A 12034-nucleotide genomic window follows, 5' to 3' on the forward strand; every position below is an offset into this window, starting at 1 on the left:
AGACGGGTCCGCAACCTCGCGACGTCGGGACGACCTGTGGCGTTCCGCCGCGTGGGTCTAGTGACAGCACCAAGACGCGTCATCGCTCGCGTGAGCGCCGTGCTGATACTCTCCCGTAATCTCCTGCACCTCCACGGTGCGTCGGGGCCAACTATTCAGGTAAGCCCCTCACGTCAGCATCGCAATGATCGCCTGGAGCTGGTCGGAGGCGGCCGTCACCAATCCGTCGTATGACGTGTGGCCGTGTGCGGCGGCATTCAGGATGCATTCGGCCACGGCCGCTTTGAGACCGAAGACCGATTGATGGGCCGGCACGCTCGCCATCACGGTTTCCAGGGCCTGACGCATCGTCTGAATGAGTTCGAAGCTGTATTGCATTGGCTGTCCTCCGCAGGCTCATATTAGATCGCGGGCTCATGCCTGCCACTCACAAGCCCGGGATTGCTGTTTGAGATTGTTTGAGAATCATCGTCTCAATTCAAACGCCAGATCGCCGCATTGAGCACGCCGGCAAACGCGACCCAGGCCGCATAAGGCACGAACAATGCGGCCGCCAATCTGTCTCGTGACATCTCGAGGCCGATGTAGGTCACGATCGCGGCGAACAGGCAGATGAGAATGACGAGCGCGGCGCCGATCTGGTGCATCGTGAACATGACCGGAGACCAGGTGAAATTGAGCGCCAGCTGGACCGTCCAGGCCAGCATCGCCTTTCCCGACGGAGCACGACGATAGGTCCGCCAGCCCGCGACGGCGATCATGATGTAGAGGATGGTCCAGGTCACCGGAAACGCCCAGTTCGGCGGCACGAAATCCGGCTTGGCCAGGCCCGCATACCACGCTCCGGGCAGATTGGTCGCGCCGATCACCCAGCCGGTGCCGACCACGGCGACGACGAAGACCAACAACTGAAGCATCCATCACCTCGCGCTTCCCCTGGCCCGATTGTATCATCTTTCCATGAGCGAATCCGACACGGTGACCGGCGCAGCCTCGCCGGTGCGCAAGATCATCCATATCGACATGGATGCCTTCTATGCGTCGGTGGAGCAACGCGACAATCCGCAGCTGCGCGGCAAGCCGGTCGCGGTCGGAGGCTCCGCGGAACGCGGCGTCGTCGCGGCGGCCAGCTATGAGGCCCGCAAGTTCGGCGTTCGCTCCGCCATGCCGTCGGTGACGGCGAAGCGGCAATGTCCAGAGCTGATCTTCGTCAAGCCGCGCTTCGAGGTCTACAAGGCGATCTCGAGGCAGATCCGCGACATCTTCGCCGAGCACACGGCCATCGTCGAGCCGTTGTCGCTGGATGAGGCCTATCTCGACGTGACGGAGAACCTGCAAGGCATTGCGCTGGCGCGGGACATCGCGCGGAAGATCCGCGAGAAGATCAAGGCCGAGACGGGCCTCAACGCTTCGGCGGGCATCTCCTACAACAAATTTCTGGCCAAGCTCGCCTCGGATCATCGCAAGCCCAACGGCCAGTTCGTGATCTCGCCGGAGATGGGGCCCGCTTTCGTGGAGACGCTGCCGGTCGGCAAGTTCCACGGGATCGGCCCGGCGACAGCCGCGAAGATGAACGCGCTCGGCCTGTTCACCGGCCGCGACATCCGCAACCAGACGCTGGAGTTCATGAACGCGAATTTCGGCAAGTCCGGCGCCTATTACTATTGGATATCACGCGGCGTCGACGAGCGGCCTGTCAGGGCCAACCGGATCCGCAAATCGATCGGCGCGGAGAACACGTTCTCGATCGACCTCGACGCATTCGATACGCTGGTCGCCGAACTCAGGCCTCTCGTCGACAAGGTCTGGCGCCACTGTGAGTCCACCGGCAATCGCGGCCGCACCATCACCCTGAAGATCAAGTTCGCCGACTTCGAGATCATCACGCGCAGCAGGTCCGTCGCCGCGGCCGTCGCGGGCCGGGACGAACTGGAGCGTCTGGCCTGCGGCCTGCTCGAAGCCGAGATGCCGCTGCCCAAGCGCGTCAGGCTGCTGGGGGTCTCGCTGTCCTCGCTCCAGGCCGGTGGCGGTTCGGAGCCGCAGTTGACGCTGGGCATCTGAATCCGGCCGGAGGACCGCTTCGGCGAACGCGACATCTTTAGCAGCGACGCGGCCCAAAACCTGTCGTAGAGACGTCAAACAGGTCTTTTCGCGATTGATGTTGGAATGCTTGCCTTATTGATACGCCTCGGACTGCGCTTCGAAGACCGCATCGAGGAGCGGCGATTTGTCGACCAATATGTCCGGGGCAGCCTCGGATGGACGCAGATCGCAATGCTGCTCGGCGCCGCCACCTATGCCGGCTACACGCTCTGGGATTGGGTGCTGTACCCCGAAGTGGTTCCGATCACGCTCGCAATCCGCGGCGGCACGGCCGTATTTATCCTGCTGCCGCTGACAGCGCTGCTGTCACGGCGATGGATGAAGCCCTGGGCGGAGACGATCTTCCTCGTCTATTGCGTCATTCCCGGCTGCATCCTGCCCAGCATTTATCACGTGCTGCCGTCGGGCTTCACCTTTGCCGCGCCCGGCATGATGATGATCATCCTGTTCGTCTCAACCATGTTGCCGTTGCGGATCGGCTCGCTGGCGATTTTCTGTTTGCTGTCGTGGGTGGCGCTGCTGGTCGCCGAGTCGTTCGCGACGACGATGCCGACCGGGCTGAGCTTCATCAATCATTCTCTCGTCGGCAATGCCTACGCATTGTCGCTGTACGCCGTGGCTGCGCGCGAATACCGGGCACGAAGACAATTCCGGACGTCAGAGGCGCTGCAACGGGAAAAGGAACGCTCGGAGAAATCGCTGCGCGATCTGCGCGCGACGCAGGAGCAGCTCGTACAGGCGGAAAAGCTCGCCTCTCTCGGCCAATTGGTGGCCGGTGTCGCGCACGAGGTCAGCACCCCGCTCGGCCTCGCCCTGACGACCTCGACCGCCATGCAGACCGATCTGCAGACGATGGCTGACGCCTTGGGCGGAACATCGGTCCGGCGTTCCGACCTGACCAAGGGCATCGACAGGCTCAAGCAGGGGCTCGACCTGACCTTCGACAATCTGCACCGCGCATCCGAGATGGTGCACAGCTTCAGGCAGGTCGCCGTCCATCAGGCCGACGAGGACCGGCGGACCTTCGAGCTCAAGGACTGGCTGTCGGAGTTGATGTCCAGGCTCGGGCCATTGCTGTCGCATCATGGCCTGACGGTCGAGGTCCGATGCCCGGCGGGAATCGAGCTCAACAGCTACCCCGGAGCGCTTGCCCAGGTGATCAGCAATCTCGCCCTCAATAGCGCAGGGCATGCCTATCCTGACAAGAGAGGCGGCCGGTTTGTCCTCACAGTCAGCCAGCCGGACCCGACATCCGTCCGCCTCGTCTGCGCTGATGAGGGCGTCGGAATTCCCGAGGAGTTGCAGGCGCAGATCTTCGATCCGTTCGTCACGACCGGTCGCGAGAGCGGCCACACCGGCCTGGGGCTGCACATCGCCTTTAATCTGGTGGCCTCATCGCTGAATGGCCGCCTGCGGCTCGAGAGCACGACGGGTCCGGGGACTCAGATCGCCATCGAGATTCCGCTCCAGGCATGACTCCCGCGGCCACGTTGGAGCCGCCTCGAAAAGCGAACACAGATCGCCCGGCGCGTGCGACTGTCGGTGACGGATTTTCAGGCCCGCCACCATTGGAAGTCGATCTGCTCGAACCGCTCAATGCCTCACGTGCTCGAACACCACGATCACGCCGGTCGGCTCGGGCTCATGCGCCATCAGGCGCGTCAGGTCGGAGTCGCCCCAATCGGCGAGACTGACGACCTCGCCGCTCTGCCGGTCGGTGTCGGCACCAGGCGATCCTGCAGGCTCGAGGACCTTGAGGCCCGTCTCGTCGACGAAGAAGGTGTGCTCGCCGAACATGCTGTTGAGCTGCGGCATCGCGGGATGTTCGTCGGGCAGCACCTGAGCGCCGAGTTGGTTGACGGTCTGCTTCACCTGTTCGGATGTGAGCTTCATGAGCTGCTCCGTTTCTGTCTGCGGTTCCATTGACCCAGGCGGGAGCATGCGTTCCCTGCCCTTGTCCGCCTGGCTCAAAGTCCCGAACAGGCGCTGCGGACAAATGTTCCTGCAAAATGTATTTCGTGATCGCGCGCGGCATCTGCCGCGCTCGCGGCGCGAGATCGCCACAGGATGCACACGATCTCGACGTCAGCGTGCTCACGCGCTACTCGCCGCGGTTCTCACCGACCGACAAAGCGCAGATGCGTGACAGATAGGTGTAGGGCAGGCCGGTCTCCTCGGCCCAGGCATTGAACTGCGCCTGCACCTTGGCGAGATCGCCCTTCGACTTGACCTCTTCGGCGATGTCGAGACCTGCATCGCGCAGGCAGACCGCCACGTCCTTGGACGTCACGAAACCGTCCCAGCCGACGAAGCGCAGCAGCATCTGGCCGGTGTTGCCCCCTAATCGGCTGCCGCGCTTGTTGAGGAGATCGAGCAGGCCGATCTCGTCGGACGACGGCCACTTCGCCAGAAACCTGCCGAAGCTGCCGTGCTGCTTCGCGATCTCCTGCACGAAGGCGGCGTTGTCGCGCACCGACATGATCTTGGCGCCGTTGCGCACGATGCGCGCGTCGCGCAGCAGGCCCTCCCAATAGTCCTCGGGCTGGAAGGTGAGCTTGGCGGGCTGGAAATGCAGGAAGGCGTCTTCAAAGCCGTCCCATTTCGAATCGATCACGCTCCAGGCGAAGCCGGCGCAGAACACCCGCCTGGTCATCTCGGCGAGGATACGGTCATCGCCGAACTTGGCCAGCCGCTGGAGGTCCGGCTTGGCCGGCATCAGTTTCTCCAGCGCCTTGGGCCCGCCCTTGCGCTTCTCGGCCCGCGCACGAATGGTCTTGAAGGGGGTCATGTGAACACAGGTGTTGAGGGCAGGCACGACACCAGAATTCGGCGATCCGGTCCAGCCCCCGCATTGCCGCCCCTTGCGCTCTGCGACGGGACGCAGCATGCTGTCGCTCATAGTATTGACGCAAAGGGGCGGCCGGGCTGGTCTGCTTCTTGCTTTATGCCGTTTTTGGAATCCCCTGACATTTTGATCTCTGGCCGTCGGATTTTCCATGCGCTGCCTGGTCGTGGCCGACCTGCATTACTCGTTGCCGCAGCTCGACTGGCTGGTCAGCGCGGCGCCGCAATTCGATCTCGTGGTCTTCGCCGGCGATGCGCTCGACATCGGCTCGATCGTGGACTTCCGCGCCCAGATCGTGGTGGTGAAGAAGTACCTCGCGCTCCTTGCCGCGCGGACCCGCGTGATCCTCTGCTCCGGCAATCACGACCTGGACGAGCGCAGCACCGAAGGCGAGAAGATCGCACGCTGGATTTCGGAGGTACGCGAGCTGGGCATCGCCTGCGACGGCGACAGCCTCAGCATCGGCGACACAATGTTCACGGTGTGCCCGTGGTGGGACGGACCTCAGGTCAAGCAACGCCTCATCGAGCAGTTGCGCGATGCCGCGGCCGTCAGGCCGCCGCGCTGGATCTGGGCGCACCACGCGCCGCCGGCGGATTCACCGACGAGCTGGGGCGGCAAGCGCTTCTTCGGCGACGTCGAGCTGGTGCAGTGGATCATGCAATACCAGCCATCGATGGTGATCTCGGGCCATGTGCACCAGTCGCCGTTCATCACCGGCGGCTCATGGTTCGACCGGCTGGGCCAGACCTGGGTCTTCAACACCGGCCTGCAACCGGGCCGGCCGCCGACCTGCATCGTGCTCGACCTCGACACGGACAAGGCATTCTGGCTCGCGGCCGGCGAAGCCCAGTGGATCGACCTGAATGCGCCGCTGAAGCGCCCCGCCGCCCCCATCGAGGCGTCGCCCGACTGGCTCACATTCTTGGATCGGATTTCCGATCCGAGCCTGGCGAGACCTCATGCGGCGTCAGGTTGATCATGCTCTGGAGCACCTCGCCGACCATGGCCAGATGCGTGCCCTGGCCGGCATATTGCCGCTTGAGATCGGCGAGATAGGTGTTGGCGACATTGAGCCGCTGCGCCAGCATCTTTGCGATCAGCAGGGCCACACCCGGCTCCTTCTCGAGGAACGAGGCGGCGTCCTCGAACTCATAGACGATCGCGTCGGAGCAGGCCCGCACGGTGGCGGTGTGCGGCTGGCCCAGCAGCACGGACATCTCGCCGAGCACTGCGCCGGGCTCGGTGACGGTGGCGACCACCATCTCGCCCTTGAGCACTTCGAGCTTGCCTTGCATCAGTACGTAGAGGTGGCCGCTGGTGCCGCCCTCGTTGACAATCAGCGTGCCGGCGGCGACCTGCCGCTCCGTTCCGCCGGTGCAATAATCCAGGACTGCGCGCATCGCAGAAGCTCCCGTCGCTGCGGACCCCATCGCCCCAGACCAGAGCATGATCCGTGCCACACGACAAATCAACGCGTCTATGACGGGCGCGACAGCACTTGGCGAGGTGGACCGCGCCAGTCTCCAGGGCCAGGATCCTTAACCCGCCTCCGTCGCCAGGCCGCGCATGTCCGAGGCCGCGCACCGGCCGCATGGTCGGCGCTGCCCAACCTGGCGGCTGAAAACGAACGGCGCGTTTTCGCGTGCCGTGCGTCACACCCGGGAGAGCGAGGGCACCTCCTCAGGCACGATCGCCCGAAGCCCGCCGAAGCGGCGCTCGCGGCCGTGGAAGGCGGCGAGCGCCTCGCTGAGATCGCCCGCATCGAATTCGGGCCACATCCGCTCGGTGAAATGCAGCTCGGCATAGGCGCCCTCCCAGAGCAGGAAGTCCGACAGCCGCTTCTCGCCCGAGGTGCGGATGATGAGGTCGACGTCGCGAAGGCCAGCCTCGCCGGTGACGAGCTGCGAGAACGCTTCGCGGGTGAGGCTGGTGAGCGCGGCCGCTTTGGCCGCCGCGTTGAGGATCGCATCGCGAGCTGAGTAATCAACGGCGATGCGCAGATGCAGCGCGCTTCCTCGGGCGGTCGCCTCTTCGGCGCGCGTGATCGCGGTGGCGATGCCGTCAGGCAGCCGGTCGCGGCGGCCGATCACGGTGAGACGCACACCGTTCCTGACCAGGCTCTGCACCTCGTTGGCGAGATAGAAGCGCAGCAAGGTCATCAGCGCCGCGACCTCCGCCCTCGGCCTCCGCCAATTGTCCGCCGAGAAGGCGTAAAGCGTCAGCGTGCCGATGCCCTGCTTGGGTGCAGCCTCGACGATTCGGCGGATGGCCTCGACACCGGCCTCGTGGCCGCGCACGCGCGACAGGCCGCGCCGCGTCGCCCATCTGCCGTTGCCGTCCATGATGATGCCGACATGAAGCTTCTCGTTGCGCGACGTGGATTCGCTTTGCATTGCAAAGTCTCCGGTCAATAAAAGGGGGAGAATCAGGTCGAGGCGATACCGAGGCGGCCGAGCGGCGGCGCCTCGCGGCCGGCGGCTTTCGCCGCGTCGCGCACCAGCCGCTCGAGCACGGCGAGATAGTCGAGGAAACGACGGCGGCCGGCCTTGGTCAGGCGACAGGTCGTGTGCGGGCGGTTGCCCTCGTAGCCCTTGGTCATCTCGACGAGGCCCGCCTCCTGGAGCACGGCAAGGTGCCGGCTGAGATTGCCGTCGGTGAGGCCGCAGAGCTGCTTGAGATCGCCGAATGCCAGCCCCTTGGGATGCGCCATCAGCGAGGTCAGAAGCCCGAGCCTCGCCTTCTCGTGGATCACGCGATCGAGTCCTTCATAGGAGAAGGGCGCGTTGTCAGTCTTCGACATCATTGTCTCCAGACGCGAAATGCAGAATGGCCGCCATCACCGATTGCCCGATCACGAAGGGCAGCCCCATGGTCCATGGCGACAGCGTATGGGTTCGGCTTGCCAGCACCACCACCGCAAAGCCGGACACGAAATACCAGGCGCCGGCGAGTGCAACGGTGCGCGGCAGTGAGCGGACCGAGGCAAAGATGCCGAGCGACACCAGGATCTGCCACAGGCCCGGCAGCAGCCACAGCGTCTCGCTCGCGAACTTCCACATCACCACCGCGAGCAGCACGCCGGCAACGCCTGCCGGCAGGAACTGCTCGACGGCCTGGTGGATCATGGCATCCGCCAGGCCCGAATGGTGACGGCGCGAACGCGCCCGCATCTCGATGCCGATCATCAGCCCCGAGAGCACGGCGGCACTGAGCCAGCCGATGAAGAATCCGAGCGGCTCGCCGGTGGGGTCATCCAGCAGCCAGAATTGCAGAACCGCGGTGATGAGCGCGACAGCGCCGGTCGCCACCATCGTCGCCGGGCCGTAGCCGCGGAAGGCGGTGCCCGCCGCGATCTGGCTGCGGATCGTCACGATGTCGGCCAGCGCCTTGTCGAGATCGCGCATCGGCAACGCCAAATCCTCGTTCCACCCGGGTGTTTCGGGGCGTGATGTCCCGTTACTTTGTATTGCAAAGTATATGGCACCGCAAAGCAAAGGCAAGCCCGAATGTCGCGACGGCCCGACCCGGAGGCGAGCGGACAACTGGCGGTTGCGCGCTACATATCCTGACGGATAAGATGGACCCGGAAGCGTTCCAGGGGGCTGGTATGTGGCTGAGGTCGTTTGTCGTTGCGTTCGTTTTCGAGGTGATGCTGGTCGGGCTCGTTCATGCGGCGGGGCCTTTCGGCACAATCCACGTCGGCAACTGGAACGGTGGCGCTTTCACCCATGACTCGACCGGCGCGTTCTCTCACTGCGCTGCAAGCATGCCCTACGCCAATGGCATGACCTTGCTTGTCGGCCAGGATTCGAACAACGCGTGGCTGCTCGGTTTTGCCAATCCAGCGTTTCGTTTCAAGAAGGGCGAGAACCTGACGATCGACCTGACCTTCGACGGTCAGGCCGAGGTGAGGCTGTTTGCGACCGCCTTTTCCGAGGTCATGGTCTCAGCCGTTCTGCCGACAAACGTCGCGCGCGCTTTCCAGAAGGCGAGCCTGATGGTGGCGGTGGCGAGAGGCACGCCCTTCCAGTTCAGCCTGACCTCGACTACCCCTCTGATTGCCGCCGTCAGCAATTGTGTGACCCGCGTCAAGGCCGACGGCTTGGACAAGGTCGGCGATTTCACCAAGATGGCTGCCAAGCCGCAGGCCGCGCCGGACAAGCAGGCGGCATCGCCGGCCGGCGGCAAACCCGCCAGGGCCAAGAGCGGCACCGGCTTCGTGGTGAGCACGAGCGGGCACATCGTCACCAACCACCACGTGATCGACGGCTGCGTCGGCGACATCAAGGGCAATCTCACCGGCGAGGCAGCAATGGTGCTGCGCGTCGTGTCGAGCGACACCAACAACGATCTCGCCCTGTTGCAGGCGCCATCGACGACGACGTTCAAGGACTTTGCCCGGATCCGCGACCGCTCGATTCGCTCCGGCGACTCCGTGGTCGCGATCGGCTTTCCCTATCACGGCATCCTGACCTCGGACTTCAGCGTGACCACCGGCATCGTGAGCTCGCTCAGCGGCATGCGCAACGACTCGCGCTTCCTGCAGATCAGTGCCCCCGTGCAGCCCGGCAACAGCGGCGGGCCGCTGTTCGATAACACAGGTCAGGTCGTGGGCGTGGTCACCGCAAAGATCCCGGCATTGCGTATCGCGGTGGCGACCGGCAACATCCCTGAAAACATCAACTTCGCCATCAAGACCGGCGTGCTGCGCGACTTCCTCGACAATTCCGTGGTGCCCTATCAGACCGCCGAGCCAAAGAGCGAGCTCAAGACCACCGACATCGCCACCAACGCCCGGCCTTATACGATGCTGATCTCGTGCAACGCGACGGAGCAGGCGGACGCGAAGCGGTAGCGTGAGCTGCGGTTAGCCTCCGCTGTCATTCCCCGCGACCCGGCTACGCCAAGGCTTCGCCGGGGTCGAGGTCCAGGGGCGCCGAAGCTTTAGCGTAGGTGGCAGGCGGGGAATCCAGTACGCCGCGGCCTCTCGGTTCATCACAGTCGTCTCGGAGTACTGGATCGCCCGGTCGAGTCGGGCGATGACACCGTTGTTGCCGATCCAGCGTACAACTTCACCCGTGACAGCACGCCCCCCTCGCCGCCTGCGGTTCGTACTGGTCGCGCAGGCGAACCCAGTCCATCGGATAGGGCAGGTCTTCCTCGTGACGGCCGAGCGGGGTGAGATCGAGATATTGATAAGCGGCGTTCATCATGTCGAGGCCACGGGCGAAGCAGGAATAGGTATGGAAGATCGCGCCGGCCTCGTCGCGGAAGAACACGCTGATGCCGGGCAGTTCGGGGCCGTAGAGAGGCGTGGTGCCGAAATTGTACATCGGCTTTCCGGTCTCGATCTCTTCCTGCGAGAACGTCACGCCGTAATCGCGGTTGAAGTCGGTGCCGCCTGAGGAGACCCAGTCAAAGGTCCAGCCCATCCGCTTCCTGAAAGCCTCGAGCTTTGCGCTGGGTGCCAGCGAGACCGCAGCCATGGACGTATCGCGCGCGGCAAGATGCGGCACCATGCGTTCGAAACCGTCGGCCCAGAACGAGCAACTCTTGCAGGCCACGTCCCAGTCGGGTGCGAACATCACATGCTGCACGACGAGTTGCGGACGGCCCTTGAACAGGTCGCCGAGCGACACGATGCCGTTCGGCCCGTCGAATTGATAAGCCTCGTCGACCTTGACCCAGGGCAAGGCGCGGCGCTCCTCGGTGAGGCGCTCGCGGGCCGCCGTGAGCTCCTTCTCGCGCGCCAGATGGGCCCTGCGCGCGATGATCCATTGCTCGCGCGAGACGATCTGATGGTGCTGCATGGCGATCTCCCTGGCGTCAGGCGACGAAGGCGTCGAGCTTGTCGAGGAACGAGCTCCAGCCGCGCCGGTGGTTGTCGCGTGCGGTCTCGTCGAAGAACTGGGCGTGATGGAACACCATCAAGGTGCCGGCACCGTCCGGCTTCAGTGAGATCGTCACCAGCGATTCACGCTCGGGCGTCGAATGCCAGGCCCAGGTGAACGCGAGCAGCTCGTTCGGCACCACCTCGCGATAGAGGCCGCCGGCTTCGAAATATTCGCCGTCGTCACGGATGAAGCTGATGCGGTAGCGGCCGCCGACGCGGACGTCGAGCTCGGCCTGAAGCGTCGCCGGCTTCATGTTCGGCGGCCCGAACCATTGCGCTAGCTGCGCGGCTTGCGTCCAGGCGGCGTAGACCTTTTCGGGCGGCGCGCGGAGCCGGCGCGTGAGCGTGAGGCTCGGTCGTTCTGCCGGGCGTTCAGCGGCATTGGCGGCTGCGTTGGCCATGTCTCTTGCTCCACGAAGGCGGCGAGGCGATCGAAATTGTGGGACCAGAACTGCGCATAGCGATTGAGCCAGTTCATCGCCTGCTCCATCGGCTGCGCGGTGAGCCGGCAGGCGACTGCGCGCCCGGTCTTCTCCCGCATGATCAGGCCGGCATCCGTGAGCACGTCGAGATGCTTCATGATCGCCGGCAGCGAGACCGGAAACGGGGCCGCCAGCTCGCTCACCGTCAGGCCGTCCTGCTCGCCGAGGCGTGCCAGCAGCGCACGCCGTGTCGGGTCGGACAGCGCCGCAAAGGTCCGGTCCAGCGTCTCGTCCTTATACTTAACCATGTGGTTTAGTATAGACGCGAGCGGAAAGGCGTCAAGCAGGAACCCGTTCGCACGGGTCCGCACGACTGCCTGATCCGGCGAGCGTAGCGCGATCAGTACGGAGTGACAGGCCGCGTGCGCCGGTGCGGCCGCGGTTGCGGGTCCTGTTGCTGGCCGTAGGCAAAGCGAGGATTGCGATCGCAGAACAGCAGGCGGCCGGAGACGCTGGCCTGGCACTGCTCATAGGTGCTGTAGGCGCATTCGCCGGGATAATCATACTCGCCGCCCTGCGCGCACCAGGGATAATCGCGCGCGGTGGCGGGGGTGCTGGCGGCGAAACCGACGAGAACCATGGTGGCCAGCGCCGGCAGCGCCAATTGCATCATGCGCATGATTCGAATTCCTCTCTTGGTGACGCGAGATACGGCCCCACATTCCATCAGGTTTCGCTGCGCCCTTTTATTCCAGATCAACGGAATCG

General features: G+C 64.5%; 15 protein-coding genes and 1 pseudogene. 4 read left to right on the forward strand and 12 right to left on the reverse strand.

Annotation, left to right across the window (positions count from 1 at the left end):
- Positions 1 to 168: 168 nt before the first annotated feature.
- Together EDE08_RS19115 and EDE08_RS19120 are read right to left on the reverse strand one after the other, a co-directional pair.
- The gene (locus EDE08_RS19115) at positions 169 to 378 is read right to left on the reverse strand and encodes a hypothetical protein (protein ID WP_131870332.1); all 210 of its coding nucleotides are present in this window, start codon (positions 376 to 378) and stop codon (positions 169 to 171) included.
- Positions 379 to 473: 95 nt separating this feature from the next.
- Complete coding sequence (locus tag EDE08_RS19120; RefSeq protein ID WP_131870334.1) at positions 474 to 917, reverse strand: TspO/MBR family protein; 444 nt, start codon at positions 915 to 917, stop codon at positions 474 to 476.
- Positions 918 to 960: 43 nt separating this feature from the next.
- Between EDE08_RS19120 and dinB the strand changes: the two genes are divergently transcribed.
- Both dinB and EDE08_RS19130 read left to right on the forward strand, forming a co-directional pair.
- Positions 961 to 2061, forward strand: a complete 1101-nt coding sequence (dinB, locus tag EDE08_RS19125; RefSeq protein WP_131870336.1) for a DNA polymerase IV — start codon at positions 961 to 963, stop codon at positions 2059 to 2061.
- Positions 2062 to 2166: 105 nt separating this feature from the next.
- The gene (locus EDE08_RS19130; RefSeq protein ID WP_131870338.1) at positions 2167 to 3579 is read left to right on the forward strand and encodes a sensor histidine kinase; all 1413 of its coding nucleotides are present in this window, start codon (positions 2167 to 2169) and stop codon (positions 3577 to 3579) included.
- 117 nt (positions 3580 to 3696) lie between these two features.
- Here the strand turns inward: EDE08_RS19130 and EDE08_RS19135 are convergent, their stop codons facing one another.
- Entirely contained in the window at positions 3697 to 3996 is a 300-nt protein-coding gene (locus EDE08_RS19135) for a hypothetical protein (protein ID WP_131870340.1), read from the reverse strand.
- A gap of 208 nt (positions 3997 to 4204) precedes the next feature.
- Entirely contained in the window at positions 4205 to 4891 is a 687-nt protein-coding gene (locus EDE08_RS19140) for a DNA-3-methyladenine glycosylase I (protein ID WP_131870674.1), read from the reverse strand.
- Between the two features lie 208 nt (positions 4892 to 5099).
- On the opposite strand from EDE08_RS19140, the gene EDE08_RS19145 reads away from it, so the two are divergent.
- On the forward strand, positions 5100 to 5927 hold the full coding sequence (locus EDE08_RS19145) for a metallophosphoesterase family protein (RefSeq protein ID WP_131870341.1): 828 nt from the start codon (positions 5100 to 5102) through the stop codon (positions 5925 to 5927).
- Here EDE08_RS19145 and EDE08_RS19150 read toward each other — a convergent pair.
- The 4 genes from EDE08_RS19150 to EDE08_RS19165 form a co-directional block, all read right to left on the reverse strand.
- Entirely contained in the window at positions 5866 to 6351 is a 486-nt protein-coding gene (locus EDE08_RS19150) for a Crp/Fnr family transcriptional regulator (RefSeq protein ID WP_131870342.1), read from the reverse strand. The genes EDE08_RS19145 and EDE08_RS19150 overlap by 62 nt on opposite strands.
- Before the next feature lie 252 nt (positions 6352 to 6603).
- Positions 6604 to 7344: a di-trans,poly-cis-decaprenylcistransferase gene (locus EDE08_RS19155; RefSeq protein WP_131870343.1), complete on the reverse strand. Its 741-nt coding sequence runs from the start codon at positions 7342 to 7344 to the stop codon at positions 6604 to 6606.
- Positions 7345 to 7376: 32 nt separating this feature from the next.
- Positions 7377 to 7751 carry a transcriptional regulator gene (locus EDE08_RS19160; protein ID WP_165936037.1) on the reverse strand — a complete coding sequence of 125 codons (375 nt, stop codon included), beginning with the start codon at positions 7749 to 7751 and terminating at the stop codon, positions 7377 to 7379.
- A complete protein-coding gene (locus EDE08_RS19165; protein ID WP_131870346.1) occupies positions 7738 to 8355 on the reverse strand; it encodes a hypothetical protein in 618 nt (205 codons plus the stop codon). Before EDE08_RS19165 ends, EDE08_RS19160 begins: the two co-directional genes overlap by 14 nt.
- A 203-nt stretch (positions 8356 to 8558) precedes the next feature.
- Between EDE08_RS19165 and EDE08_RS19170 the strand changes: the two genes are divergently transcribed.
- On the forward strand, positions 8559 to 9806 hold the full coding sequence (locus tag EDE08_RS19170; RefSeq protein WP_131870348.1) for a S1C family serine protease: 1248 nt from the start codon (positions 8559 to 8561) through the stop codon (positions 9804 to 9806).
- Between the two features lie 217 nt (positions 9807 to 10023).
- Here EDE08_RS19170 and EDE08_RS19175 read toward each other — a convergent pair whose 3' ends face one another.
- From EDE08_RS19175 to EDE08_RS19190, 4 genes and pseudogenes are all read right to left on the reverse strand, one after another.
- The gene (locus EDE08_RS19175) at positions 10024 to 10761 is read right to left on the reverse strand and encodes a DUF899 domain-containing protein (protein ID WP_131870349.1); all 738 of its coding nucleotides are present in this window, start codon (positions 10759 to 10761) and stop codon (positions 10024 to 10026) included.
- Positions 10762 to 10777: 16 nt separating this feature from the next.
- Positions 10778 to 11113: pseudogene (locus EDE08_RS19180) on the reverse strand (SRPBCC family protein); the annotation flags it as partial.
- 8 nt (positions 11114 to 11121) lie between these two features.
- Positions 11122 to 11574, reverse strand: a complete 453-nt coding sequence (locus EDE08_RS19185; RefSeq protein WP_165936038.1) for an ArsR/SmtB family transcription factor — start codon at positions 11572 to 11574, stop codon at positions 11122 to 11124.
- Between the two features lie 92 nt (positions 11575 to 11666).
- Complete coding sequence (locus EDE08_RS19190) at positions 11667 to 11945, reverse strand: DUF3551 domain-containing protein (RefSeq protein ID WP_131870351.1); 279 nt, start codon at positions 11943 to 11945, stop codon at positions 11667 to 11669.
- Between the last annotated feature and the right edge of the window lie 89 nt (positions 11946 to 12034).

This window comes from Bradyrhizobium sp. R2.2-H (genome assembly GCF_004346455.1).
Taxonomy (GTDB): domain Bacteria; phylum Pseudomonadota; class Alphaproteobacteria; order Rhizobiales; family Xanthobacteraceae; genus Bradyrhizobium; species Bradyrhizobium diversitatis.